Origin of the sequence: Streptomyces sp. AN091965 (assembly GCF_022698285.1) — a bacterium.
Taxonomy (GTDB): Bacteria; Actinomycetota; Actinomycetes; order Streptomycetales; family Streptomycetaceae; genus Streptomyces.
Genome location: NZ_JALDMY010000001.1, coordinates 9,022,519 through 9,045,895 on the forward strand (window position 1 = coordinate 9,022,519; position 23,377 = coordinate 9,045,895).

24 protein-coding genes are annotated in these 23,377 nt (G+C 72.7%); 12 read left to right on the forward strand and 12 right to left on the reverse strand.

Translation table 11 applies throughout. The annotated features are described in order from the left end of the window. Window positions 1-135 precede the first annotated feature (135 nt). Genes MQV74_RS37055 through MQV74_RS37065 form a run of 3 tightly spaced genes read left to right on the forward strand, consistent with a single transcriptional unit; the run spans window position 136 to window position 3,263 of the window. Window positions 136-1,404, forward strand: a complete 1,269-nt coding sequence (locus tag MQV74_RS37055; protein ID WP_242727865.1) for an ABC transporter substrate-binding protein — start codon at window positions 136-138, stop codon at window positions 1,402-1,404. Between the two features lie 18 nt (window positions 1,405-1,422). Continuing rightward, on the forward strand, window positions 1,423-2,337 hold the full coding sequence (locus MQV74_RS37060; protein ID WP_242727866.1) for a carbohydrate ABC transporter permease: 915 nt from the start codon (window positions 1,423-1,425) through the stop codon (window positions 2,335-2,337). Beyond that, a complete protein-coding gene (locus MQV74_RS37065; protein WP_242727867.1) occupies window positions 2,334-3,263 on the forward strand; it encodes a carbohydrate ABC transporter permease in 930 nt (309 codons plus the stop codon). Before MQV74_RS37060 ends, MQV74_RS37065 begins: the two co-directional genes overlap by 4 nt. 54 nt (window positions 3,264-3,317) lie before the next feature. On the opposite strand, the gene MQV74_RS40975 is transcribed toward MQV74_RS37065, so the two are convergent. From MQV74_RS40975 to MQV74_RS37080, 4 genes are all read right to left on the reverse strand, one after another. Then, window positions 3,318-3,446, reverse strand: a complete 129-nt coding sequence (locus MQV74_RS40975; protein ID WP_278194301.1) for a hypothetical protein — start codon at window positions 3,444-3,446, stop codon at window positions 3,318-3,320. Window positions 3,447-3,626: 180 nt separating this feature from the next. Continuing rightward, window positions 3,627-3,824, reverse strand: a complete 198-nt coding sequence (locus tag MQV74_RS37070; protein ID WP_242727868.1) for a hypothetical protein — start codon at window positions 3,822-3,824, stop codon at window positions 3,627-3,629. Between the two features lie 95 nt (window positions 3,825-3,919). Next, window positions 3,920-4,642 carry a dienelactone hydrolase family protein gene (locus tag MQV74_RS37075; RefSeq protein WP_242727869.1) on the reverse strand — a complete coding sequence of 241 codons (723 nt, stop codon included), beginning with the start codon at window positions 4,640-4,642 and terminating at the stop codon, window positions 3,920-3,922. Between the two features lie 185 nt (window positions 4,643-4,827). Further along, on the reverse strand, window positions 4,828-5,742 hold the full coding sequence (locus MQV74_RS37080) for an NAD(P)-dependent oxidoreductase (protein ID WP_242727870.1): 915 nt from the start codon (window positions 5,740-5,742) through the stop codon (window positions 4,828-4,830). Window positions 5,743-5,800: 58 nt separating this feature from the next. Here MQV74_RS37080 and MQV74_RS37085 point away from each other — a divergent pair, with 58 nt between their 5' ends. Next, window positions 5,801-6,208 (forward strand): MerR family transcriptional regulator, encoded by a 408-nt coding sequence (locus MQV74_RS37085; protein WP_242727871.1) that lies wholly within the window; start codon window positions 5,801-5,803, stop codon window positions 6,206-6,208. A 247-nt stretch (window positions 6,209-6,455) separates the two neighbouring features. Here MQV74_RS37085 and MQV74_RS37090 read toward each other — a convergent pair whose 3' ends face one another. Continuing rightward, window positions 6,456-6,788 carry an STAS domain-containing protein gene (locus tag MQV74_RS37090; RefSeq protein WP_242727872.1) on the reverse strand — a complete coding sequence of 111 codons (333 nt, stop codon included), beginning with the start codon at window positions 6,786-6,788 and terminating at the stop codon, window positions 6,456-6,458. A 361-nt stretch (window positions 6,789-7,149) separates the two neighbouring features. Here MQV74_RS37090 and MQV74_RS40980 point away from each other — a divergent pair, with 361 nt between their 5' ends. Further along, window positions 7,150-8,193, forward strand: a complete 1,044-nt coding sequence (locus tag MQV74_RS40980; protein ID WP_308402354.1) for an NUDIX hydrolase — start codon at window positions 7,150-7,152, stop codon at window positions 8,191-8,193. A gap of 29 nt (window positions 8,194-8,222) precedes the next feature. On the opposite strand, the gene MQV74_RS37105 is transcribed toward MQV74_RS40980, so the two are convergent. The 3 genes from MQV74_RS37105 to MQV74_RS37115 all read right to left on the reverse strand — a co-directional run bounded on the left by MQV74_RS37105 (window position 8,223) and on the right by MQV74_RS37115 (window position 12,011). After that, window positions 8,223-9,218, reverse strand: coding sequence for an ArsR/SmtB family transcription factor (locus MQV74_RS37105; protein WP_242727873.1), 996 nt, complete (start codon window positions 9,216-9,218; stop codon window positions 8,223-8,225). Window positions 9,219-9,828: 610 nt separating this feature from the next. Continuing rightward, window positions 9,829-10,545 carry an MBL fold metallo-hydrolase gene (locus MQV74_RS37110; protein ID WP_242729356.1) on the reverse strand — a complete coding sequence of 239 codons (717 nt, stop codon included), beginning with the start codon at window positions 10,543-10,545 and terminating at the stop codon, window positions 9,829-9,831. Window positions 10,546-10,658: 113 nt separating this feature from the next. Then, window positions 10,659-12,011: a tannase/feruloyl esterase family alpha/beta hydrolase gene (locus tag MQV74_RS37115; protein ID WP_242727874.1), complete on the reverse strand. Its 1,353-nt coding sequence runs from the start codon at window positions 12,009-12,011 to the stop codon at window positions 10,659-10,661. A gap of 242 nt (window positions 12,012-12,253) precedes the next feature. Here MQV74_RS37115 and MQV74_RS37120 point away from each other — a divergent pair, with 242 nt between their 5' ends. Together MQV74_RS37120 and MQV74_RS37125 are read left to right on the forward strand one after the other, a co-directional pair. Next, entirely contained in the window at window positions 12,254-13,573 is a 1,320-nt protein-coding gene (locus tag MQV74_RS37120) for a sensor histidine kinase (protein ID WP_242727875.1), read from the forward strand. Beyond that, on the forward strand, window positions 13,570-14,241 hold the full coding sequence (locus MQV74_RS37125; RefSeq protein WP_242727876.1) for a response regulator: 672 nt from the start codon (window positions 13,570-13,572) through the stop codon (window positions 14,239-14,241). The genes MQV74_RS37120 and MQV74_RS37125 overlap by 4 nt, the downstream gene beginning before the upstream one ends. 140 nt (window positions 14,242-14,381) lie before the next feature. On the opposite strand, the gene MQV74_RS37130 is transcribed toward MQV74_RS37125, so the two are convergent. After that, on the reverse strand, window positions 14,382-15,740 hold the full coding sequence (locus MQV74_RS37130) for a dipeptidase (protein ID WP_242727877.1): 1,359 nt from the start codon (window positions 15,738-15,740) through the stop codon (window positions 14,382-14,384). 221 nt (window positions 15,741-15,961) lie between these two features. On the opposite strand from MQV74_RS37130, the gene MQV74_RS37135 reads away from it, so the two are divergent. The 4 genes from MQV74_RS37135 to MQV74_RS37150 all read left to right on the forward strand — a co-directional run bounded on the left by MQV74_RS37135 (window position 15,962) and on the right by MQV74_RS37150 (window position 20,040). Then, entirely contained in the window at window positions 15,962-17,164 is a 1,203-nt protein-coding gene (locus tag MQV74_RS37135; protein WP_242727878.1) for a geranylgeranyl reductase family protein, read from the forward strand. A gap of 230 nt (window positions 17,165-17,394) precedes the next feature. Then, complete coding sequence (locus tag MQV74_RS37140; protein ID WP_242727879.1) at window positions 17,395-17,976, forward strand: response regulator; 582 nt, start codon at window positions 17,395-17,397, stop codon at window positions 17,974-17,976. A 97-nt stretch (window positions 17,977-18,073) separates the two neighbouring features. Next, window positions 18,074-19,351 (forward strand): sensor histidine kinase, encoded by a 1,278-nt coding sequence (locus MQV74_RS37145; protein ID WP_242727880.1) that lies wholly within the window; start codon window positions 18,074-18,076, stop codon window positions 19,349-19,351. Window positions 19,352-19,374: 23 nt separating this feature from the next. Beyond that, window positions 19,375-20,040: a response regulator gene (locus tag MQV74_RS37150; RefSeq protein ID WP_242727881.1), complete on the forward strand. Its 666-nt coding sequence runs from the start codon at window positions 19,375-19,377 to the stop codon at window positions 20,038-20,040. Here the strand turns inward: MQV74_RS37150 and MQV74_RS37155 are convergent. Continuing rightward, a complete protein-coding gene (locus MQV74_RS37155) occupies window positions 20,001-20,339 on the reverse strand; it encodes a DUF6332 family protein (protein WP_242727882.1) in 339 nt (112 codons plus the stop codon). The two genes, MQV74_RS37150 and MQV74_RS37155, sit on opposite strands and share 40 nt — an antisense overlap. 70 nt (window positions 20,340-20,409) lie before the next feature. Next, the gene (locus MQV74_RS37160) at window positions 20,410-21,918 is read right to left on the reverse strand and encodes an MFS transporter (RefSeq protein ID WP_242727883.1); all 1,509 of its coding nucleotides are present in this window, start codon (window positions 21,916-21,918) and stop codon (window positions 20,410-20,412) included. A gap of 86 nt (window positions 21,919-22,004) precedes the next feature. Here MQV74_RS37160 and MQV74_RS37165 point away from each other — a divergent pair, with 86 nt between their 5' ends. Then, window positions 22,005-22,424 carry a MarR family winged helix-turn-helix transcriptional regulator gene (locus MQV74_RS37165; protein WP_242727884.1) on the forward strand — a complete coding sequence of 140 codons (420 nt, stop codon included), beginning with the start codon at window positions 22,005-22,007 and terminating at the stop codon, window positions 22,422-22,424. A 52-nt stretch (window positions 22,425-22,476) separates the two neighbouring features. Here MQV74_RS37165 and MQV74_RS37170 read toward each other — a convergent pair whose 3' ends face one another. Continuing rightward, on the reverse strand, window positions 22,477-23,208 hold the full coding sequence (locus tag MQV74_RS37170; protein WP_242727885.1) for a maleylpyruvate isomerase family mycothiol-dependent enzyme: 732 nt from the start codon (window positions 23,206-23,208) through the stop codon (window positions 22,477-22,479). Between the last annotated feature and the right edge of the window lie 169 nt (window positions 23,209-23,377).

The following is a 23,377-nucleotide window of genomic DNA, read 5'->3' on the forward strand; positions in this document are numbered from 1 at the left end:
GGGGGGTCTTGGGAGTGAGATCCAAGCCTTGCGTTCGGTTGTGTTGGGTTGCACCCCGAGGAGGGGGACATGGCACAGTCAGATTTCACCGGGTCCCACGGTCCGACCGCCCCCCGGAATGTGAATGGACATCCGATGTCCCGCCGGACCCTCCTGCGCGGTACCGCCCTCGGCGCCGGGGCGGTGACGCTCCCCGCCCTGCTCACCGCCTGCGGCGACGGGCCCGGCGGCGACAAGAACGAGGTGACGGTGGGCTCCAACGCGTCGGACGCCGTGCCCAAGGCGGCCTTCGCGCAGGCCTTCAAGGCGTACGAGAAGGAGAGCGACAAGCGCGTCGAGGTCAACACCACAGAGCACAACGAATTCCAGCAGAACATCACGCGCTATCTGCAAGGGTCACCCGACAACGTCTTCATGTGGTTCGCCGGTTACCGCATGCAGTACTTCGCCGAGAAGGGCCTGCTGGTCGAGATCAGCGACGTGTGGAAGGGCTTCCAGGGCTTCTCCCAGGCGCTGAAGGACCAGTCCACGCACGACGGGAAGCAGTACTTCGTGCCGTACTACTACTACCCGTGGGCGGTCTTCCACCGGAAGAGCCTCTTCGAGAAGCAGGGGTACGAACAGGCCGGGAACTGGGACCAGTTCATCGCGCTCGCCAAGAAGATGCACAAGGACGGCACTCCCGTCGCCTTCTGCGACAAGGACGGCTGGCCGGCGATGGGCACCTTCGACTACATCGACCTGCGGCTCAACGGCTACGACTTCCACAAGCGCCTGATGGCGGGCGAGGAGGCGTGGACCGACCGGAAGGTCAAGATGGTCTTCGACCTGTGGCGCGAACTCATGCCGTACTACCAGAAGGGCGCCCTCGGCCGGACCTGGGAGGAGGCCGGACAGGGCCTCCAGCGCCGCAGGACCGGCATGGCGGTGTTCGGCATGCCGCACCCCGGCAGCCAGTTCCCGGAGGGCGAGCGCGGCGACATCGACTTCTTTCCCTTCCCCGAGATCGACCCGCAGTACGGCCAGGACGCCGTGGAGGCCCCCATCGACGGATTCCTCATCCCGAAGAAGTCGAGGAACGTGGAAGCCGCCAAGGACTTCATGAAGTGGCTCGGCACGGCGGAGGCCGAGGACGTCTATCTCAAGGGCGACCCGAACAACGTCGCCGTCAACGAGGACGCGGACACGAGCAAGTACAGCCCGTTGCAGAAGAAATCCGCCGAACTGGTCTCCAAGGCGAAACAGATCTCCCAGTTCCTGGACCGCGACACCCGCCCCGACTTCGCGCAGACCGTCATGATCAAGGCGCTGCAGGACTTCATCGACGACCCCAAGGACGTCGACGGCCTGTGCCACAGGATCGAACGGCAGAAGAAGGACATCTTCTCCACGTCCGTGAGCTGATTCAGGGGAGCGCACTCCGTGCCGCAGAACACCGCGCGGCGCGCCGGACGGCGTACGACACGGCGCTTCACCCGCCGCGACATCGCCGTCCTCGGCGCGCTCTTGGGCCTGCCCGTCCTGCTGGACGTCCTCATCGTCTGGGGACCCGCCCTCGCCTCCGTCGGCCTGTCCTTCACGTCCTGGGACGGCATCGGGGACCTCCACTGGGTGGGCGGCGACAACTACGAGAACCTGGTCCAGGACTATCCCGCGTTCTGGCCCGCCGTCCGCCACAACCTGCTGTGGACCGCCTTCCTCGGACTCGTCGCGACGCCCTTCGGGCTCCTCCTCGCGGTCCTCATCGACCGGGGCGTCCGCTTCAGCCGCTTCTACCAGTCCGTGCTCTACATGCCGGTCGTGCTCTCGCTCGCCGTCGTCGGCTTCATGGCGCAACTGCTGCTCGGCACCGACCAGGGCGTGGTCAACACCATCCTCGGCAACGAGCAGGACCCCGTCGACTGGCTCGGCGACTCCGACATCAACCTGTGGATGATGATGCTCGCCGCGAGCTGGCGGCACACCGGCTACGTGATGATCCTGTACCTGGCCGGGCTGAAGTCCGTCGACCCCGAGCTGAAGGAGGCCGCGGCGATCGACGGCGCGAACGAACGCCAGACCTTCTTCCGCGTCACCTTCCCCACCCTGCGCCCCGTCAACGTCATCGTGGGTGTCATCACGGTCATCGAAGCGCTGCGTGCCTTCGACATCGTCTACGCGGTGAACAAGGGCCGCAACGGCCTGGAACTGCTCTCCGTCCTCATCACCGACAACATCATCGGGGAGGCCAGCCGCATCGGCTTCGGCTCGGCCATCGCGGTCGTCCTGCTCGGCGTCTCGCTGGGCTTCGTCGTGACGTTCCTGGTCCAGGAGCTGAGAGGAGCGCGCGAGAAATGACCGCGGACCTGAAGTCCACGACCCGGGACGGCGCCGTGACGCCGACCCTCCGGGGCGCCGCGCCGCACCCCCGCCCGCGCCGGGGCAGATTCGGCGTCCACATCTTCCTGTCGGCGGTCTGCCTGGCGTTCGTCGCCCCGCTGCTCCTCGCCGTCTACGCCAGCCTGCGCCCGTACGAGGAGACCGCCCGGGACGGCTACTTCTCCTGGCCGGACACGCTGTCCTTCGCCTACTACCGCGAGGCCTACACCGCCTCCGGCATGGGCAAGTACTTCACCAACACGCTGATCATCGCCGTGCCCGCGGTGCTCGTCACGCTGTTCCTCGCGGCCTTCGTCGCCTTCGCGGTCTCCCGCCTGAACATCCGCGGCGGCCTCGCGCTGCTGATGTTCTTCACGGCGGGCAACCTGCTCCCGCCGCAGGTCCTCGTGACCCCGCTCTACGTCCTCTTCCTGAAGATCGACCTGCCCTGGTGGATGTCCGACTCGATGACCCTCTACGACTCGTACTGGGCGGTCATCGTCGTCAACATCGGCTTCCAGGTGGGCTTCTGCGTCTTCGTCCTCGCCAATTTCATGCGCACCCTGCCCAAGGAGATCCTGGAGGCCGCGGTCGTCGACGGGGCCGGGGTGTGGACCCAGTTCTGGCGCATCACCCTGCCGCTGTGCCGCCCGGCCCTCGCGGCCCTGGCCACCCTCGAATTCACCTGGATCTACAACGACTTCCTCTGGGCCCTCATCTTCATCTCCAACCCCGACAAGCTCCCCATCACCTCGTCCCTGAACAACCTCCGCGGCCAGTTCTTCACCGACTACAACCTCCTCGCGGCAGGCTCCGTCCTGGTCGCCCTCCCGACGATCCTGGTGTTCCTCCTCCTGCAACGCCACTTCATCGCGGGGCTGACCTTGGGATCGAGCAAGGGCTGAGGCCGACCTGGTGCTTGAGGCGTCGGTGGCGAGCTGACCGGCCGGGCGAGCGGGCTACCGTCGGCGCCGGACGAAGAACCAGACGCGGAGGGCCGCCAGGCCGAGAACCACGACCCCGGCCGTGATCCGCAGCCACGGAGGGATGGCTCCCGCTTCGGGGAGGAAGAGGGCCAGGGAGTTCACGGGGGGCGTCCTCGTCTCGGTCGCGGCTCGTGCGAGCCCATGGTCCCTGATGCGTACGACAGCGTCGACGCGGGCAGGCGGCTCAGCCAGCCCCTGACACCCCCTGACCCCGAGGTCGAACCGGAGGCCGAAGCCGCGGGGGTGACCGCCGTCCGGGTCAGGCGTGGACGGCGGCCACCGTCAGGGGGCGGACCGGCCGCGGGGGGCCGGGGCGGGGTCCGGCTTGGTGGGGGTTTCGGTCCAGATCCGGGCCGCGAGGGCGTCCACCTCGGCCTGGGGCAGGCCCGCCCGCACCGTGATCACGCCCTTCGTTCCGTCGGGGAACACCGCCTCCCGCATCTCCACGCCCAACCGGCCAGGCACAGGCTCGTCAGCCATGACATCCCTCTCGACGACTGGACCTCCACGACTACCACGAAGATCCCGCCGGGGTGAGGAGGCGTTTCACCGGGCGTGGCGGTCCGGCACCGGCCCTACTTCAGGTGCCGGTCGAAGAAGCGGCCCCCGTCCTCCATCTCGAACCACGGGGTGCCGGTGTGCCCGCCCGTATTGGCGTGCAGCGTCTTCTCCTCGGTGCCGAAGGCGTCGAACAGGTCCAGGGCCCGCTGCCGGGGGTTGCCCTCGTCGTCCCACTGCAACAGGAGCAGCAGCGGAACGGTGACCTGCCGGGCCTCCTCGCGCTGGGCGCGGGGCACGTAACCCCCGGCGAAGAGACCGGCGGCCGCGATGCGCGGCTCGGTCACCGCGAGGCGGATGCCGAGGGCGGTCCACCCCGAGTACCCGACCGGGCCGCCGATCCCGGGCAGCTGGAGGAGGGCGTCCAGGGTGGTCCGCCATTCCGGAGCCGCCTGGGCGACGAGCGGGCCGACCAAGGACTCGAAGATGTCGTCGACCGGCTCACCGGCCCGCATCGCCCGGCGCAGGTCGGCTCGGGCCCGCTCGTCGGATGCGGAGCGGGGCCTTTCCCCGCACCCGGCGGCATCGATGGTGGCCACCGCGTAGCCCTGCGCGGCGGAGTGCCGGGCGCGGGCCACCAGCCGCGGTTCCTTCTTGGGCAGGCCGTTGTTGTGGGCCATCAGGATCAGCGGGGCCGGTGCGGCGGACTCGGGTGTCCACAGGGTGCCGGGGATCTCGCCGAGGGTGAACTCGCGCTCGAGGACGCCGTCGTCGAGGCGCTGTTCGGAAGTGATGTGCATGGTCGTGCCTTTCGGGAGTGCGCTGGATCGGCGCTCCCGGACGACCTACCGCCCGACCGTGACCCCGGAGGGGAGCACCCATGTCGATACGTTCACGGGTACCACCTCCTCACTCTCTCGCACGGCCTCCGGAAACGTAGCAGCGGCCGCGATGGCCAGCCAACGGGTTTTCGCCGGGGCCGCTGTCAGGGCGTGGGCGACGCCTGCTTGAAGACCTCGTAGACAGCGAGGTAGTTGTGCTCGCCGTAGCCCTGGCGTATCGCGCGTTCGGCGACCTCGTGCATCAGCCGGGGCAGATCGGTGTGGACGCCCTGTTCCGCGCTGGCTCGCGTGATGTGTTCCAGGGCGTTCGCGTTCATGACCAGCGTGCCGAGCTCGCCGGGGTAGTCGGCCTCGTCCAGGGCGGGCGCGTACCGGGCGAGCATCGGGTCGACGACCGTGGGTGCGAACCAGCCGAGTGCGAGCTTCGAGAAGTCGACCGCGGACACCCCGGCGGAGCCGACCAGGGCGGAGGCCTGGAGGAAACCGTTGACGCTCGCGTACATCATGTGCAGCAGGGCCGTGTTGTACAGGACGGCCAGGGCCGGGTCCGTGCCGAGGAAGCGCGGGTCGCCGAGGCTCGCGAGGGGCGCCCGGTGCTCGTCGAAGACGGCGTGGTCGCCGCTGTACAGGAACACCGCGTCGGGCCGCCCGACCAGCGGCGGCGGCACCATGACGGCACCGTCGAGATAGCCGGCGCCCAGCTCGGCCGCCCAGGTGACGGCCGCGCGGACCTCTTGCGGTGTACCGGAGTTGAGGTTCACCAGGGCCCGGCCCCGCAGGGCGTCGTGGGCGGGGGCGAAGACCTCGTACATCGTGTCGTAGGTGTTGAGGCACATGAGGGTGACGGGGCTCGCGGACACCGCGTCCGCGATGCTCCCGGCGAGCCGCGCGCCCTGGGCGACGAGGCCGCTCGCCCGTTCCGGGGTGCGGTTCCAGACGGTCGTGGGGTGGCCCTTGGCCAGGAGGACCTCGGCGAGGACCAGGCCCATGGGGCCGAGGCCGACGACGGAGACGGGGGCCGCGGGAGTCGTGCTTGCTGATGTTTCGTGGTTCGTCATGCGGCCTAGACTGCTCTCTCACATCGATGTGAGAGTCAACGGACGTGGTGGTGATCACATGCGCATGGGTGAGTTCTCCCGGCGGACCGGCGTCAGCCAGCGGCTGTTGCGCTACTACGAGGAGCAGGGCCTGCTCGCTCCCGCGCGGCGCCCGAGCGGATACCGCGAGTACACGGAAGAGGACGTGGTCACCGTGCGCGGCATCCGTGTCCTGCTGGCCGCGGGCCTCAACACGGCCACCATCGCTGAGCTGTTGCCCTGCATGATCGACGACGACGGGGCGCTCGCCCCCGGCTGTTCCGGGATGCTGCCGGACCTCACCAAGGAGCGCGACCGCATCGACGAGGCCGTCGCCGGTCTGCTCGCCGCGCGTGCCCGTCTCGACGGGATCATCAACGCGACGGTGCCGGGCGCGCCGGCCGACCCGGACGCCTGTTACGCGGGCGTCGCGCCGGGCCCCGTGTGACGTGTGTGCTCTCCGTGGTGCCGGGGCCCGAGGGGGCGGCGAATCGCGGGTGGGGCGGGGGTGTGCCACGGTGGAGACGCACTCCGGCTCGGGCACAGGCCCCGACCAGCAGGGAGAGGAGCCCGCATGTCCTCGAAGCGACGCCGTAAGAAGAAGGCCCGCCGCAAGCTCGCGGCCAACCACGGAAAGCGTCCGCAGTCCTGACCCGGCCGGGGCGGCTCCGGGCCGCCCCCGCCCGGTCCGACGGCTACGTGCCGGGCCCCGGCTGCTCCAGCGCCTCGCGCACCGACGCCACCGGCTCGAGAATCACCCGCAGGCCGGTGATGCCCATGACGCGCAGCGCCATCGGATCGCGGCACACGACCCGCAGCTCGGCGCCCCTCGACGCGAGGCGGCGCCGCGCCCGCATGAGCAGGGCGAGGCCGGAGCAGTCGATGAACGTCGTGTGGGTCAGGTCGATGACGACGGTCTCCGCGGAGCCCGCGGTGACGGGATCGAGTACGGGCGCCGCCTGCTGGAAGCCCACGAGGTCGACCTCGCCGCGCAGTTCCACCACGACGCCGCCCCCGGACTCGTACACCCGAGGCGGTAAGTCCGGAATCTCGCACGCGAATTCGCGCAGTTCGTCCTGATGCACTAATCCCCCCAGGGCGGGCCCCGGTCGGTCTGCGAGGCCGGGGTGGATGCCGTGAAGCAACCGGAATGAGGAGGTCACCAGGGGCCGGGGTGCCTGGCGGATCACGGTAGCGGGCGGGGGCCCGTCCTGCAGTGCGGGAACGATTCGTGGGGTGGCGGTGCCACTCGATGGGGCGAAGTTGTCGCGAGAGACTTGACATGATCTGGCGGCTTTTGGTCTGGCGTCGGCGGCCCTCATCAAGTGCTGGTTTCCGTGGCACTGTGTAGCGGGCAAGCCACTTGGGGCCAACAGAAGAGGGGGAAACGTGATCGTCTGGATCAATGGGGCGTTCGGTGCGGGAAAGACATCGGCCGCGCGGGAACTGATCGAGCTGATCCCGAACAGCGCGCTCTTCGACCCTGAGGTCATCGGCGGCGCCCTGCCGCAGCTGCTGCCCGCCAAGCGACTCGCCGAGGTGAGCGACTACCAGGACCTGCCGATCTGGCGACGCCTCGTGGTGGACACGGCGGCCGGACTGCTCGCGGAGCTCGGCGGGGTCCTCGTGGTGCCGATGACACTCCTGCGCCAGGAGTACCGGGACGAGATATTCGGGGGGCTCGCCTCGCGGCGGATACCGATACGCCATGTGGTGCTCGCCCCGGACGAAACGATCCTGCGCAATCGCATAGCCGGACGCGAAGTCCCCCCGGAACTCCCCGATGGCGAACTGCGCATTCGCCAATGGTCGTTCGACCACATCGAGCCCTTCCACTCGGCGCTCGCCGTCTGGCTGGGGGCGGACGCCCATCGCGTCGACACCAGCGCCCTGACGCCGTACGAGACGGCCGAGCACATCGCCGACGCGGTGCGCACCGGAGCCGCCCCCGTCTGCGAGATCGTGCAGACCCCGCAGCCCACCGCCGAGACCCTGGCCGCGGGCGTGCTGCTCTTCGACGAACGGGACCGGGTACTGCTCGTCGACCCCACGTACAAGGCGGGCTGGGAGTTCCCGGGCGGGGTCGTGGAGCGCGGCGAGGCGCCCGCGCACGCCGGTGTGCGCGAGGTCGCCGAGGAGACCGGCATCCGGCTCACCGGGACTCCCCGGCTGCTCGTCGCCGACTGGGAGCCGCCGCTGCCGCCCGGCTACGGCGGGATGCGCTTCCTCTTCGACGGGGGCGTCCTCGACGGCGTGGAGGCCGAGCGCCTGCTGCTGCCCGGCCCCGAACTGCGTGACTGGCGCTTCGTCACCGAGGAGGAGGCCGCCCGGCTCCTTCCGCCGGTGCGCTACGAGCGCCTGCGCTGGGCCCTGCGCGCCCGGGAGCGGGGCGTTCCGCTGTATCTGGAGGCCGGGGAGCCGGTGGGCGACTGAGCCCGCGCGGGCTCCGGGCGCACGGCAGGTCAGGCGGGCAGGGGCAGCGGACAGCCGTCGAGGAGCGACACCCCCAGGGCCGTGACCGTGTGCAGGGTCGTGTTGCGGTGCCGACGGCTGGAGACGAGGGCCGCCTCGCGCAGCGCCGTGAGGTGGCGGCTGGCGTTGGACGGGGTGAGACCCGTGCGCCGGGCCAGTTCCGTGGTGGTGAACGTGCCGTCGGCCGCGGCTTCGAGGAGGAGCGCCCGGGCCCGGCCGAGGAGCGCGGTGAGCGACCGCCGGGCAGGGGAGTCGGGGCACGGGCGCTCCCAGCCGGGTCGGTGCTCGATGGGGTAGACGAGGACGGGTGCGAGGCCGGGGTCGAAGAGGGCGGTGGGGCCGTAGCGGCAGAAGAAGGACGGCTGGAGCAGCAGCCCGCGGCCGCCGAGGTGCAGGTCCTGCTCGACCGGGAAGCCGAGGCTGAGTACCGGGTACTCCCAGCGCGCGGTGGTGTGCAGGGTGCCGAGGACGGCCTCCCAGCCGCCGTGGGCCAGCTGTCTGGCGCGCAGCATCACGTCGTGGCGCACGGCGTCATGGACGGTGTGCCAGTACGGGCGCAGACCGGCGTCGAAGTACGCGTGCGCGGTGTCGGCGAGCCGGCCGAGGAGCCGCGTCGAGCCCGTGGCCAGCTCCGCCGACCAGGCGGGCAGCCGGGTGCCCGGGTTCAGCCGCTCGAAGGTCTCCAGCTCGATACGCAAGCGCCGCCGTGGGGTGGCCCGCAGTGCCTCGGTCTGGACGGCCAGGTCGCGGTCGGCAGGGGGAGTGAGGAAGTCGCAGGTGTAGCCCCGGGCCGGGGACAGCGCGGAGAGCAGCCGTGTGGCACCCAGCAGGGAGGACGCGACCTCCCTGCGCCAGGGGCCGAAGAGCACGGAGGCGTCCCGGCGCTGGAGCCGGTGCAGGCTGATGTTCAACTCCCACATCGGATCGGGCTCTTCGGCGAAACGGGTGCGCGCCAGATCGTCAGAACTGAAATGGATCCTGAGCATTCCGCTGCCCCGCACTTCTCCTGCGATTGCTCCCCCGACGGCACGTGCGGCGAGACCGCCTCGTACCCCGTTTTTGCGTCCAGGCGCACACTTCTACCATTCGGCCCGGTGAATGCAGGAGGCTCTTTTCGGCACGAAGTCCAGCGCGAGTCCGGTGTACGTCGCCTGGGTGCATGGACTAGGTGTCACCAGGCGCTCAGCGGGCGTCTGGATCCCCAGGTGCCCCGGCAGCCCGGTGATGTCCCGGCACTCTCCGGTCGGCGCGTGTGGATGACGGAACGCGGCCATCCTTTTCCGGCCCCCGAAAAGGCGCGGGAGAACCCGGTGGACACGTACGGGAATTCAGGGCGGAAGAATGCGGCGGGAAGCCGAACGGTGCATTCCGGCGGCGGGAGCGCGTCATCGCGGTCGCGGACGGTGAATGCGCGCTCAAAGCGCGCTCGCCTCAGGCCGCTTGGGCGGGACGCAGGGGGCTCGTGTCCTCCCTTCTGGAGAGGGACCGCGTGCAGCTCGCCGAGCCCACTCGCGTCCGGGCCGTGGCCCTGGCACGGGCGGAGGCGGTCATCGTCCGCCGCGGGCCGCCGCTCCCGGCCGCCCCGCCCAGGCGGTGTCAGGTGCGCGCATATCGCGCCGCCGACTCCCGCAGCACCGCCGACGCGTCCGCGCGGACCGGATCGCCGTGACCGAAACACGCCATGTCGGAGTCCAGCGCGGCGAGCCGGTGGAACGAGGCGACGGCCTGGCCCGCGTCCTGGTTGAACACGCCGAGGAGCACACCCGTCTCGGGGGTGTTGGCGATCGCGTCACCGGTGAACAGGACGCCGTGCTCCGGCAGGTGCAGGCCGATGCTGCCCCGGGTGTGCCCGGGGGCGCCGACCACGTGGGCGCCCCCGCCGAAGGGCAGCACGTCGCCGTCCGTCACCTCCTGCACCTCGGCGGCGTACACCCGCTGCTCGGTCGGCTTCGGCACGTCCTTCGACGTCTCCGCGAAGATCGGCACCTCCCAGTCCTCCAGGACCGGTGCCGGGCCCGGGACCTCGCCGCGGACCATGGGCGCGTCCAGGTGGTGCGCGAGGACCGTGGCGCCGGTGAGGGCCGCCACCTCGCCCGCCCCGCCCACGTGGTCGCTGTGGAAGTGCGTGAGGACGACGCGCCGTACGTCGCGGGCGCGGAGCCCGAGGCCCTCGATCGCCTCGACCACGGCCGGGCCCGAACCGGGGGTGCCCGCGTCCACGAGCGTCAGCTCGTCGCCGTCGCGCCACAGATAGGCCTGGCCGACGGAGAAGCGGAAGAGGTGGAGCCGGGGCCGGAGTTCGATGATCTCGATCGGGTTCATACGGCGACCGTAGGGACGGCGCGGCCTGCGGAGCGAGGGCTCTTCGCCCGGGGCGTACGGGTTCTGCCTCCGGCAGAGCGGCCTGGTCGGAGCCCGCGCCGGGATCAGAGCGCGCACGTGTGCACCGGGTCGCCGTCCGGGCGCGGCACCGTGCGGCCGGGCGGGGGCGCCGTGCCGTCCTCCACCCAGGCCGTCAGGGCGTCGAAGGCGTCGCGGACGCACGGCAGCAGGGGGCGGACCAGGTCCGGGTGCGCGGCGTACAGGCCGTCCGTGTGGTTGCCGCCGACGATCCGGTAGGAGCGGTGGAGGGGGCTGCGCCGGGCCTTCTCGACGAGCCGCGCGTAGGTGTCGGAGCCGGGCCCGATGGGGATCAGGGCGTCCAGGGTGCCGTGCACGGTCAGGAGCGGCCGGGCGATGCGGCCGCTCAGCGCGAGCCTGCCCATGGTGTCGTGCACCGCGCGGGGGCGCGCCGCGTAGTCGTAGTCCGTGTCGCAGCCACGGCCGGTGCCCTCGGGGCAGAACGGCGTACCGGCCTCGGCGTCGCCGTCGTAACCGGGGTCGACCTCCTCGCGGATCAGCCGCTGGAAGGTGTCCCACTGCGTCCTGTAGTGCGTGTCCCACAGGGGCTCGGACTCCGGCGGGTACCCCGCGGCGGCCATCGCCTCGCGTGCGCCCGGCTCGCCCGCGCGGAGCCGCGGGTAGGCACGCAGCGCGGGCGGCAGCGTCGTGAGGAGGTTGGGCGCGTCGCGGGTCAGCAGGACGCCCTCCCAGTCGAGCCCGCCGTCGTACAACCACGGGACGTTCTCCAGCTGCCGGCGAACCAGGTAGCCGCCCATGGACATGCCCGCCGCGTAGGTGCGCCGGGGCGCGCTGCCGTAGTGCCGTGCCGCGACCCGCTCGGCGGCGACGGTCAGCTGGGTCAGGCGCCGGTGCCACTCGGCGATGGCGTCGCCGGGGCGTGCGCCGTCGCGGTACAGCGCGGGCCCCGTGTTGCCCTTGTCGGTGGCCGCGAACGCGTAGCCCCGTGCCAGGACGTGGTCGCCGATGGTGCGGTCGTTGGCGTACTGCTCCCGGATGCCCGGCGGAGCGGCCACGACGAGGCCGCCGTTCCAGCGCTCGGGCAGACGGATCACGAACTGGCTGTCGTGGTTCCAGCCGTGCGTGCCGTTGGTGTGCGACGAGTCGGGGAAGTAGCCGTCGAGCTGGACGCCGGGCACGCCCGACGGGCTGCGGGTGCCCGGTGCCACCAGGCCCGCCCAGTCCGCCGGGTCGGTGTGGCCGGAGGCGACCGTACCGGCCGTGGTGAGGTCGCTCAGACAGGCGGCGACGGTCTTCTCGGCGCCGGGGACGCGCAGCCGCCCGCCGGGGCAGGCTCCTGGCGGCGGCGCGGCCGTGGCGGCGGGGGCAAGCGTCGCGAGCAGCAGCGCCGCGGTGGTGGCGGCCAGATGACGGATCATGCGTGGGGCTCCCGGTTCTCGTCGTGGCCCGGCCGCGGACAACGGCGGGGCAGGGAGACCGTAGGGAGCGGGCGGGGGGGCGGGCAGTGCCGTACGGCCGGATCGGCGGCCACTCTGCCGGGCGGTAGCCGTCCGTTCGGCACGTGCCGAACGGCCAGAGCTCCTGCGGGAGCTCCCTTGGGGTCGTGGCCCGCCGACCGCCCCAAGTACCGTGACCCGCAGGTTGTTTGGGGGAGGGGCGGATGACGACCACGCCGTGGCACCCGAGGAAGCCGTCGCCGGTGCGACCGGGCCACGCACCGCCCTGGGTGGCCTCCGTGCTCTACGCGGCCGTCCTGTTCGCGGGCGTGTACTACGACCTCGTCGGGGACGAGCCCCAGCCGCCCGCGCGCACCGCCGGATTCGTCGCGGCGCTGGCCGCGCTGTTCGCCCTGGACGCGGCCGAGCGGCGGCTCCACCGGCGTACGGGCGTCGGGCTCGACCGGCGTGCAGGCGTCGCGCGCGGCGTCGCGGCGGGTGTGCTCCTTGCGCGCGTGGGCCTCTTCGTCGCGGTGACGGCCTGCGACAGCGCGGGCCTGTCGCGGGCCCTGTTCGTCCTCGTGCCGTTCACGGCGTACTTCGCCTTCGGGCGGCGCGTGAGCATCGCGCTCGGTGCGGGCTGTGCGGGCGCGCTGCTCGGCCGCTGCGCGCTGGCCTCCGACGGCTGGTACACGGACGCCGAAGCGATCTCCGACCTGCTGATGTTCGCCCTCGTCCTGGTCCTCACGGTGTCCATGGCGGCCGTCGCGACGGGGGAGCAGGACGCCCGGTGGCGCCTGGAGTCGACGGTGCGTGAACTCACCGACTCCCAGCGCCGGTTGCGTGCCTACGCCGCCCGGGTCGCCGAACTGTCCACGGCCGAGGAGCGCAACCGGCTCGCCCGCGAGATCCACGACAGCATCGGCCACCACCTCACGGCCGTCGCCGTGCAGGTGGAGAAGGCGGAGGCCTTCCGCGACCTCGACCGCGCAGAGTCCGACCTGGCCCTGGCCGCCGCCCGCTGGTCGGCGCGGCGCGCCCTGGACGAGGCCCGCCGCTCGGTGCGGGCCCTGCGGGACGAGCCGGAGCCGTTCTCGCTCTCCGACGCGCTCACGGACCTCGTCCGGAACGGAGCCGACGGCGGCGGACCGCACGTCACCCTCGACATCACCGGGCAGGAAACGGGCTACGGGGAAGGCCAGTTGACCGCGCTGTACCGCGCCGCCCAGGAAGCCCTGACGAACGCCCGCCGCCACGCGGACGCGGCGCACGTCCACCTCCACGTGGCGTACGGACCGGCCGCGGCGCGCCTGACCGTGACCGACGACGGCCGCGGCCTTCCCGAACCGGCCGTCGAGCGGGCCGCCCCCGGCGTCGGCCTGCGCGGCCTGCGCGAACGGCTCCAGCCGCTCGGGGGCGCACTGCGCGTGCGGAGCGCACCGGGTGACGGCACCACGCTCACGGCGACGGTGCCCCGCGCCCTGCCGATCCCCGAGGCGGCGGGCGCCGTCGACCCTCCGGCGCCGACCGGACGCTCCCGATGAACCCCCGGACCCCCGAAGGCCCCGATGCCGTGCGCGTCCTCGTCGTCGACGACCAGGAACTGGTCCGTGAGGGCATCGCGTCCCTGCTCGGCATCCAGCCCGGCATCCGGGTGGTCGGCACGGCCGCCGACGGCGCCGGGGCGGTCGACGCCGCGCTCGCGCTGGCGCCCGACGTGATCCTGATGGACGTGCGCATGCCGGGCATGGACGGCGTCGCGGCCGTCGCCGCCGTCAGCGGCCGCGCTCCGGCCTGCAAGGTCGTCATGCTGACGACGTTCGACGACGAGGACTACGTGGTGCGCGCCCTGCGGGCAGGGGCCGTCGGCTACCTCCTCAAGAGCCTGCCCGCGGCCGAACTCGCCGACGCCGTACGGCTCGCCCACCGAGGCGTGGCCCAGCTCGACCCGGCGGTCACCCGCCGCCTCGCGGCCGCGCCGCCGCCCACCCGGCCGCCCGGGCCCGTCGCGGAACCGGGCGCCTCGCCCACCGCCCGTGAGGTCGAGATCCTGCGGCTCGTCGCCGCCGGGGCCACCAACCGCGAGATCGCGGCGGAGCTCTACCTCAGCGAGGGCACCGTCAAGAACCACATCTCGCGCGTTCTGACCCGCCTCGGCCTGCGCGGCCGCGCCCAGGCCGCGCTGTACGCCCGCGACCACGGTCTGCTGTAGGCCCCGTGGCTTGCGCTGGGGGTCAAGGATTCCTGCGCTCCGTGCCGACGACATGAGGGGGTGCGGCCGGGCACGGTAGGGCTTTGGAGGGGGAGCCGGAGCCCGGGGCCGTGTTCGTGGCCCCGGGCATCGGGGTGGGGTCAGGCCCCGGTCGCGTACCGCTGCAGGAACAGGGCCTCGGCGACCGACATGCGCTCCAGCTCGTCCGGCGACACGCTCTCGTTCACGGCGTGGATCTGCGCCTCGGGCTCGCTCAGGCCGATGAGGAGGATCTCCGCCTGCGGGTACAGCGCGCCCAGCGTGTTGCACAGCGGGATCGAGCCGCCCATGCCGGAGGCCTGCATCTGCCGGCCGTCGTACGCCTCGCTGAGGGCGGCGGCCATGGCCTCGTACGCGGGGCTGGTGACGTCCGCGCGGAAGGCCTGGCCCTGGCCGACCTGCTCCGTGCGCACCCGGGCGCCCCACGGCGTGTGCGCCTCCAGGTGGGCGCGCAGCAGCTTCGTCGCCTCGGCGGCGTCCACGCCCGGCGGCACCCGCAGGCTGATCAGCGCCCGCGCGCCCGCCTGCACGGACGGGGTCGCGCCGACGACGGGCGGGCAGTCGATGCCGAGCACGGTGACCGCCGGGCGCGCCCAGATGCGGTCGGCGACCGTGCCCTCGCCGATGAGGCCCACCCCGTCGAGGACCTTCGCGTCCCTGCGGAAGTCGTCCTCCGCGTACTGCAGGCCCTCCCAGACGCCGGCGCTGTCGAGGCCGTCGACCGTCGTCGAGCCGTCCTCGGCGCGCAGCGAGTCCAGGACGCGCACGAGGGCCGCGAGCGCGTCCGGGGCCGCGCCGCCGAACTGCCCGGAGTGGAGGTTGCCTTCGAGCGTGTCGACCTCCACGCGCACCAGGGTCATGCCGCGCAGGGTCGCGGTGACCGTCGGCAGTCCGGCGCGGAAGTTGCCCGCGTCGCCGATGACGATGGTGTCGGCGCGCAGCAGGTCGGGGTGCGCCTCGGCGTACCGCTCCAGACCGCCCGTGCCCTGCTCCTCCGAGCCCTCGGCGATGAACTTCACGGCCACGGGGATGCCGCCGTTGGCCTTCAGGGCGCGCAGCGCGAGCAGGTGCATGATCACGCCGCCCTTGCAGTCGGCGCTGCCGCGGCCGTACCAGCGGCCGTCGCGCTCGGTCAGCTCGAAGGGAGGCGTGCTCCAGCCGGACTCGTCGAGCGGGGGCTGGACGTCGTAGTGCGCGTACAGGAGCACCGTCGGGGCGCCCTCGGGGCCCGGCAGGTAGCCGTACACCGACTGCGTGCCGTCCGGGGTGTCCAGGAGCGCCACGTCCTCGAAGCCCTCGGTGCGCAGGGCGTCGGCCACCCAGTGCGCGGCGGCCTCGCTCTCGCTCTTCGGATACTGCTCGAAGTCCGCCACCGACTTGAAGGCCACCAGCTCGGTGAGCTCCGCCTTCGCCCGCGGCATGAGCGAAGCGACGGTCTCGGCGATCGGATTCGACGGCATGGGCACGCTCCTCGTAGGTGCGACGTTGTCCCTGGGGGACGGGTGACGCGGTTCGCGGTGGTCTCGGGTGCGCGCCGCGCGCGTGGCCTGTGGGCACGGTGCGTGCGGTGTGCACGTTGCTGATCCTCCCACAGGAGGGTCGCGCGGGTGTGCGCCGTAGGATGCCCTCCAGAGTGCAAGGACAGCGCGGCCAAGACGGGGATCAGGAGCGGAAGACCAACGTGAGCAGCGAGAAGTCAGCGGACGACCCGCGGCAGGTGTGGGACGTCGTCGTGGTCGGCGCGGGCCCCGCGGGAGCCTCCGCGGCCTATGCGGCGGCCGTCGCCGGACGCAGCGTCCTGGTCCTGGAGAAGGCCGAACTGCCGCGGTACAAGACGTGCGGCGGAGGCATCATCGGTCCCTCGCGGGACGCGCTGCCCCCGGGCTTCGACCTGCCCCTGCGGGACCGGGTGCACGCGGTCACGTTCACCCTGGACGGCAAGTTCTCCCGCACCCGCCGTTCGCGGAAGACGCTCTTCGGGCTCATCAACCGGCCGGAGTTCGACCAGCAGCTCGTGGAGCACGCGGAGAAGGCGGGCGCCGAGGTGCGCACCGGCGTCACCGTGGCGCGCGTCGAGCAGCACGGCCCGGCCGTGCCGGACCGGCGCACGGTCGCGGTCGTCCTCCAGGGCGGGGAGACGGTCCTGGCGCGCGCGGTCGTGGGCGCCGACGGCAGCGCGAGCCGCATAGGAGCACACGTCGGGGTGAAGCTGGACCAGGTGGACCTCGGCCTGGAGGCGGAGATCCCCGTGCCCGCGACGGTCGCCGAGGACTGGGCGGGCCGGGTGCTCATCGACTGGGGCCCGATGCCCGGCAGTTACGGCTGGGTGTTCCCCAAGGGCGACACGCTGACCGTCGGTGTGATCTCCGCGCGCGGCGAAGGCGCCGCGACGAAGCGCTATTTGGAGGACTTCATCGCCCGGCTCGGTCTTTCGGGCTTCGAGCCGAGCATCTCCTCCGGCCATCTCACGCGCTGCCGCAGCGACGACTCGCCGCTGTCCCGCGGCCGGGTCCTGGTGTGCGGCGACGCGGCGGGCCTCCTTGAGCCGTGGACCCGCGAGGGCATCTCGTTCGCGCTGCGCTCGGGCCGTCTCGCGGGGGAGTGGGCGGTACGCATCGCGGAGGCGCACGACGCGGTGGACGCCCGCCGCCAGGCGCTGAACTACGCGTTCGCCGTCAAGGCGGGCCTCGGCGTGGAGATGAGCGTCGGGCGGCGCATGCTGGGCGTCTTCGAGCGGCGCCCCGGCCTCCTGCACACGGCGATCACCGGCTTCCGCCCGGCGTGGAACGCGTTCGCGAAGATCACCAGCGGCCGGACGACCCTCGCCGAGATCGTGCGCACGCACCCGATGGCGGGCCGGGTGCTCGGCAAGCTCGACCGGTAGCGCCGCGACCGGGGCGGGCGGCGGGCGGAAGGACGTCCCGCGCGCCCGTCCCGACGGCCCCGCCCCCACCCGTGCGCCCGCGCCGCACGCCCCCTGGCGGGAAACGCGTGGAGCGGCCGAGTCCGGTGATCGGCTTGTGAAGAATGAGAAGTCGTCTAGCGTTTCGGATGAAGGTTTCTCCAACTCGCCATGGGCATAGGCTGGTTAGCTCGGATGAGGGGGCTCCACACATGCCGTCGCACTCGAAGGTCCTCGTCGTGGACGACCACGAGGATTACCTCTTCGCGCTCGAAAGCGCGCTGGCTCCGCTCGGCTATGAGACGACGTGCGCGACCAACGGGGACGATGCCCTCAAGGAGATACTCCGCGGCCACATCGCCGTGGCCCTGCTGGATGTGCGCATGCCCGGCGTCGACGGCCTGGACGTGGTGCGTTACGTACGGGGCGTGGAGCAGACGCAGCTCCTGCCGATCATCCTCCTGACCGGCTTCGACGTGAGCCAGGAGCTGTCGGCGACGGCCCTGCGCCTCGGCGTGGCCGACATCGTCGTCAAGCCGGTCGACCCGTGGACGCTGCGCACCAAGGTGCGCTACCTCTACGACACCTACCAGCGGCTGCGCGCGCTCCAGGCCGAGCTCGACGGCTACCGCTCCCGGAGCCTCGACGGCGTGCGCCCCGCCGCGGGCGGCCCGGCCCGCCGGGGCGTGCCCAAGACGCCGTCCGACTCCTCCGCCCCGCCGGACGCCGTACAGGTCCGCGTGCCCTCCCAGCCCAAGGGGCCTGCGCGCCGAAGACCGCTGCCGAAGGACTGACCGCCGGGCGCGCGCGTGGCGTACTCCCCAGGGAGTACGCCTGATCGCCACGCCTGGCGGACGCCCGGCGCCCCGGCCGCCGTCTAGCGTGGCCGCCATGGACGAACAGCGCGGACGCGGGTGCCCCGGCCCGCCCCGGAGCGGACCGGCACTGTGGCGGCAGGGGCCGCCGTGGTGGCGGTTCCGGGGCGCCGACGAGCCCGCCGCGGCCGGGCGCCGCCTGCCCTGGCTGACGACCGTGCTCCTCACGGCGTTCATCCAGATCGGCACGGGCTTCGCGGCGCACGGCCAGCCCGAGCGGGAAGGGGTCGACGGCTTCGCGCGGGCGCTGCTCCTGGTCGCGTCGGGCTCCCTGCTGCTGCGCCACCGCCACCCCGTGGCCGTGGCCTACGTCACCGCCGGGGTCACCGTGGTCTACCTCGGCGCCGGATATCCGTACGGGCCCGTGCTCCTCACGGTCGCGGTCGGCTGCTTCGCGGCGGTCGTCGCGGGGCACCGGCGGGCGGCGTGGGGCGCCGTCGGCCTGTGGTGGGCCGGGCAGATCCTGGTCACCCAGGTGTTGTACCGCTGGCTGCCGCCGGACGGGGACGCCGCGCTCGGCTGGGGCGAGGAACTGGTCATCGCCGTCTGGGTGGTGGCGCTCCTCGCGGTCTCGGAGCTGGCCCGCACCCGCCGCGAGCAGTGGGCCAAGGAGCGCACCGAGCGCGCGCTCGCGGCCCGGCGGCGCGCCGACGAGGAGCGCCTGCGGATGGCCCGCGAGCTGCACGACGTCCTCGCCCACAGCATCTCCGTGATCAACGTGCAGGCCGGTGTGGGCCTCGCCCTGCTCGACTCCGACCCCGAGCAGGCCAGAACCGCCCTGACCACGATCAAGGCCGCCAGCAAGGAGGCCCTCGGCGAGGTCCGCCAGGTCCTCGACACCCTGCGGGCCCCGGGAGCCGCCCCGCGCGCCCCGGCACCGGGCCTCGACCGGCTGCCGGAACTCGTCGAACAGGCGGGGAGCACCGGCCTGACGGTGACCGTCAGCACCGAGGGCCGCCGCGGCCCCCTGCCGCCCGGCGTGGACCTGGCCGCCTTCCGCATCGTCCAGGAGGCGCTCACCAACGTCGTACGCCACTCCGGTTCCCGGCGGGCCCGCGTCCTGGTGCGCCACGCCCCGGGCTCGGTGACCCTGCGCGTCGACGACGACGGCCCCGCCACCGGCGCGGACGCGGGCGGCAGCGGCAACGGCCTCGCCGGCATGCGGGAGCGGGCCGCCGCGCTCAAGGGCACCATTGAGGCGGGCCCGCGCCCCGACGGCGGCTTCCGCGTGACGGCGGTGCTGCCCACCACCGGTGCCGCGCGGCAAGGCCGGGACCGGCACGACGACCAGTGAGCACCCCACCCCCAGGAGGCCCCGTGATCCGCGTACTGCTCGCCGACGACCAGTCGTTGGTCCGCGCGGGGTTCAAGGCGCTGCTCGACGCCCAGGCGGACATCGAGGTGGCGGGCGAGGCCGCGGACGGCGAGGAGGCGGTGCGCAAGGTGCGGGCGCTGCGGCCCGACGTCGTCCTGATGGACATCCGCATGCCGCTGCTCGACGGCCTGGAGGCCACCCGGCGGATCACCGGCGAGCCGGACCTCGACGGGGTCCGGGTGGTCATGCTCACCACGTTCGAGCTCGACGAGTACGTCTTCGAGGCGATCCGCTCCGGCGCCTCGGGCTTCCTGGTGAAGGACACCGAGCCGGACGAACTGCTGCGCGCGGTGCGGGCGGTGGTCGCGGGCGACGCGCTGCTCTCGCCGGGGGTGACGCGCCGCCTCATCGGGGAGTTCGCCGCGCGCTCCAAGGAACCGGCGGCCGCCGGGGCACTCGCCGACCTCACCGAGCGCGAGCGGGAGGTGATGGCCCTGGTGGGGATCGGCCTGTCCAACGAGGAGATCGCGCGCCGTCTCGTCGTCAGCCCGCTCACCGCCAAGACGCACGTGAGCCGCACGATGGTGAAACTGGGCGCCCGCGACCGCGCCCAACTGGTCGTCCTGGCCTATGAGTCGGGCCTGGTCCGCCCCGGCTGGCTGGGCTGAGCGGGCAGACCGGGAAGGGCCGCGCGGCGTGCCCGCCACCGCTCGGTGAAGCGCCACAGGACGGTGACGACGCGGACGACGAACACGAGGGCGGCGAGCGTCACGCCCACGACCGTGAGCGTCCGGGCGGCGCCGCCCGACAGGCCGAAGACGAGGATGGGCCCGCCCGCGAGGGCCATGAAGACGAGCGCGGCGGCCGCCACCGCGCTCGCGAGCGCGTACCCGATCTCGACCGTGACCGCGTCCCGCTCGGCCTGGTTCCGTCGGCCTTGTCCGACCGTGTCCCCCATGTCATTCATACGGGGAGTGTCACAGGACGAGGGCCCGGCGGGCAAGGAACCGCCCGCCGGGCCCAGGGGCCGGCCGTGGTCAGTCGCCGACGGTGACCTGCTCGCGCGGGGCGTCCGTGCGCGGCTGCGACGAGGCGACGGGAATCGTCCGCTGCTTGCGCCGCGCGCGCAGGCCGGTGAGGTTGATGAGCAGACCGGCGACGGCGAAGGCCGTCACCAGGACCAGGCCCGGGCGGTAGCTGTCGAGGACGTCCGCGGGCGAGGCGCCGGTCTCGGGCGAACCCTCGCCGGAGGCCGTGATGACCGCGGTGGTGATCGCGAGGATGACCGCGCCGCCCACCTGGATCGAGGTGTTGAGCAGCCCCGAGACCATGCCCTGCTCGTGGTCGGCCACGCCGTTGGTGGCCTGGATGTTGAGCGAGGGGAAGACCAGGGCGCACGCGACGCCGAGCAGCACCATCGAGGGCAGGATGACCGCGACGTACGTCGGCGTCAGATCGATGCGCAGGAACAGCGCGTACGACGCCACGAGCAGCGCGAAGCCGGTCACGATGACCCGGGTGGTACCGAACCGGTCGATGACCCCGGCGATCTTCGTGGCGGACAGGGCCACGATCACGCCCGCGGGCAGGAAGGCGAGTGCCGTCTCCAGGGCCGACCAGCCGAGCAGCGACTGGAGGTACTGGGTGGCGATGAACTGGAAGGACACGTAGCCGCCGAAGAACGTCACCGCGCCGAGCTGGGCGCGGACCTGCGCTCCCGAGCGCAGGACGCCGAGGCGGATCAGCGGGCTCGCGGTGCGCAGCTCGATGGCGACGAAGGCGGCGAGGAGCACCGCCACGGCCAGGAAGGACAGCAGCGTGCGGGCGGAGGCCCAGCCGGCCTCGGGGGCCTGGACGACGGTGAAGACGAGCAGCAGCATCGACGCCGTGCCGGTGACGGCGCCCGGCACGTCGTAGCCGCCGCGGTTCGCCTCGCGGGCGGAGCGCGGGATGAGCTTGAGACCGGCGACGAGCGCGATGACGGCGATCGGCGCGGGCAGCAGCATGGTCAGGCGCCAGCTGACCTCGGTGAGGACGCCGGACAGGACGAGGCCGAGCGAGAAGCCGGTGGCGGCGCAGGTGGTGTAGATGGACAGGGCACGGTTGCGGACCGGTCCCTCGGCGAAGGTCGTGGTGATGATCGACAGGCCCGCGGGCGCGGTGAACGCGGCGCTCAGGCCCTTCACGAAGCGGCTGGCGATGAGCAGCGGCCCGGAGTCGACGAGCCCTCCGAACAGGGAGGTGACGGCGAAGACGCCGAGGGCGATGAGGAAGACCTCGCGGCGCCCGAGGAGGTCGGCGGCGCGGCCGCCGAGCAGCAGCAGACCGCCGTAGCCGAGGATGTAGCCGCTGACGACCCACTGCAGGGACGAGGTGGAGAGGTCCAGGTCCGAGCCGATGGAGGGCAGGGCGACACCGACCATCGAGACGTCGAGGGCGTCCAGGAACATCGCGGCACACAGGACGAGCAGCGTGCCCCACAGACGTGGGGTCCAGCGCTCCGCCGAGGCGGAGGCAAGGGGGACAGGGGGGACCGGTGAAGTCATGCGGAGCACAGTACATGCATATGCATTGACTGCAAGTGCATTTAATTCCGATGCAATAATCCCCGGAATTCTGCTACGGTGCCGCCATGGCGGCGACGAAGGCCGAGCCCCCGGCGGAGGCCGAGCAAGGGCTCGTGGACGAGTGGCGGGAGATCCTCGCGGTGCACGCGCGCACCCTCTGCGAGCTGGACCGGGAGCTGCATCCGCACGGTCTGGGCGCGAGTGACTTCGAGGTGCTCGACGTGCTCGCCGCGGGGCACTCCGCAGGCGGTGGCGGCGGCTTCCGGGTCCAGGACATCGCCTGCCAGGTCCACTTGAGCCAGAGCGCCCTGTCCCGCCTCGTCGGCCGCCTGGAGAAGGACGGCCTGGTCGAGCGCGGCATGTGCAGCGAGGACCGCCGCGGCGTACTGGTCTGTCTGACCGCCAAGGGGCGTGCGCTGCACGCCGAGGTGAAGCCGGTGCAGCGCGCCGTGCTCACCCGCATGCTGGCGGCGCCGGGCGCCTGACGGCGGCTCGGGGGCGGGCCCGGCCGGGGCCGGGCCCCCTTCGGCCCGGCTGTCAGCCGACCCCCGCCGTCTCGCGCCACAGCGTGGTGAGTGCGGTGTCGCCCGTGATCTGCGGGAACGGCAGCCGGTTCCACAGGGCCAGATACAGATACGCAGCCTGACCCGCGACCTCGCAGTCGGCGGGCACGGTGTCGCCGTGCTCGGTGACGGGCACCTCCGGGGACAGATGGACCGTCCACGCCTCCTTCGCGTCGGTGGCGCGGATCCGCAGCACGCGCGGCTCCGGGGTGCGCAACCGGCTCTTGGACCGGGCGTGGAAGCCGCGCAGCAGCTCGTCGATGCCGTCCACCGCGAAGTCCGTGCCGACGGCCGTGGGGGTACCGCCCCGGGCTGACTCGGCGTCCACGCGGTGCACGGCCGTCTCGTTCGCCTGCCGCCGGGCCCAGAAGGCCAGCGGTGATGGGGCGGGCAGGAACGTCCAGCACCGCAGGTCGGACGGGGCGGCGGTGAGCGCGGCGACGAGCTGTGCGTGCCCCTCGCGGAACCACGCCACGAGGTCGGCGCCGTCCAGGGCCGGCTCCTCCTGCCAGGAGCGGAACGAGGGGTGCGCGTCGGCGACGAAGGCGGCGGCCCAGCGGTGCACCACGCCCGTGTGCCGCACCAGGTCACGCACGCTCCACCCGGGGCAGGTGGGCACGGCGGCGTCGGTCCCCGCCTCCTCGGCGGCGCGGGCGAGCAGCCGCCCTTCGCGGTCGAGGATCTCTATGTGCTCGGCAATCTCCATGCGGGGATTGTGCAGGACGATCCGGCTCTCGCGTGGGGGAAGCGAGGCCCGCGTTCGCGCCGGGACGAAAGGCGCTTGCGGCCGGGCGCGAGGGCTCGCGCGGGGGCGGGCCCGGGGGTGGGCGCGCCGCACCCGCCTCAGGTGGCGGCGGGGCGCGGCCTGTGTGCGG

Coding starts and splice junctions, on each gene's coding strand:
- MQV74_RS37055 (WP_242727865.1), top strand. CDS start 136: ATGTCCCGCCGGACCCTCCTGCGCGGTACCGCCCTCGGCGCCGGGGCG.
- MQV74_RS37065 (WP_242727867.1), top strand. CDS start 2,334: ATGACCGCGGACCTGAAGTCCACGACCCGGGACGGCGCCGTGACGCCG.
- MQV74_RS37070 (WP_242727868.1), bottom strand. CDS start 3,824: ATGGCTGACGAGCCTGTGCCTGGCCGGTTGGGCGTGGAGATGCGGGAG.
- MQV74_RS37075 (WP_242727869.1), bottom strand. CDS start 4,642: ATGCACATCACTTCCGAACAGCGCCTCGACGACGGCGTCCTCGAGCGC.
- MQV74_RS37080 (WP_242727870.1), bottom strand. CDS start 5,742: ATGACGAACCACGAAACATCAGCAAGCACGACTCCCGCGGCCCCCGTC.
- MQV74_RS37085 (WP_242727871.1), top strand. CDS start 5,801: ATGCGCATGGGTGAGTTCTCCCGGCGGACCGGCGTCAGCCAGCGGCTG.
- MQV74_RS37105 (WP_242727873.1), bottom strand. CDS start 9,218: ATGCTCAGGATCCATTTCAGTTCTGACGATCTGGCGCGCACCCGTTTC.
- MQV74_RS37115 (WP_242727874.1), bottom strand. CDS start 12,011: ATGATCCGTCATCTGGCCGCCACCACCGCGGCGCTGCTGCTCGCGACG.
- MQV74_RS37120 (WP_242727875.1), top strand. CDS start 12,254: ATGACGACCACGCCGTGGCACCCGAGGAAGCCGTCGCCGGTGCGACCG.
- MQV74_RS37125 (WP_242727876.1), top strand. CDS start 13,570: ATGAACCCCCGGACCCCCGAAGGCCCCGATGCCGTGCGCGTCCTCGTC.
- MQV74_RS37130 (WP_242727877.1), bottom strand. CDS start 15,740: ATGCCGTCGAATCCGATCGCCGAGACCGTCGCTTCGCTCATGCCGCGG.
- MQV74_RS37140 (WP_242727879.1), top strand. CDS start 17,395: ATGCCGTCGCACTCGAAGGTCCTCGTCGTGGACGACCACGAGGATTAC.
- MQV74_RS37145 (WP_242727880.1), top strand. CDS start 18,074: ATGGACGAACAGCGCGGACGCGGGTGCCCCGGCCCGCCCCGGAGCGGA.
- MQV74_RS37155 (WP_242727882.1), bottom strand. CDS start 20,339: ATGAATGACATGGGGGACACGGTCGGACAAGGCCGACGGAACCAGGCC.
- MQV74_RS37160 (WP_242727883.1), bottom strand. CDS start 21,918: ATGACTTCACCGGTCCCCCCTGTCCCCCTTGCCTCCGCCTCGGCGGAG.
- MQV74_RS37165 (WP_242727884.1), top strand. CDS start 22,005: ATGGCGGCGACGAAGGCCGAGCCCCCGGCGGAGGCCGAGCAAGGGCTC.
- MQV74_RS37170 (WP_242727885.1), bottom strand. CDS start 23,208: ATGGAGATTGCCGAGCACATAGAGATCCTCGACCGCGAAGGGCGGCTG.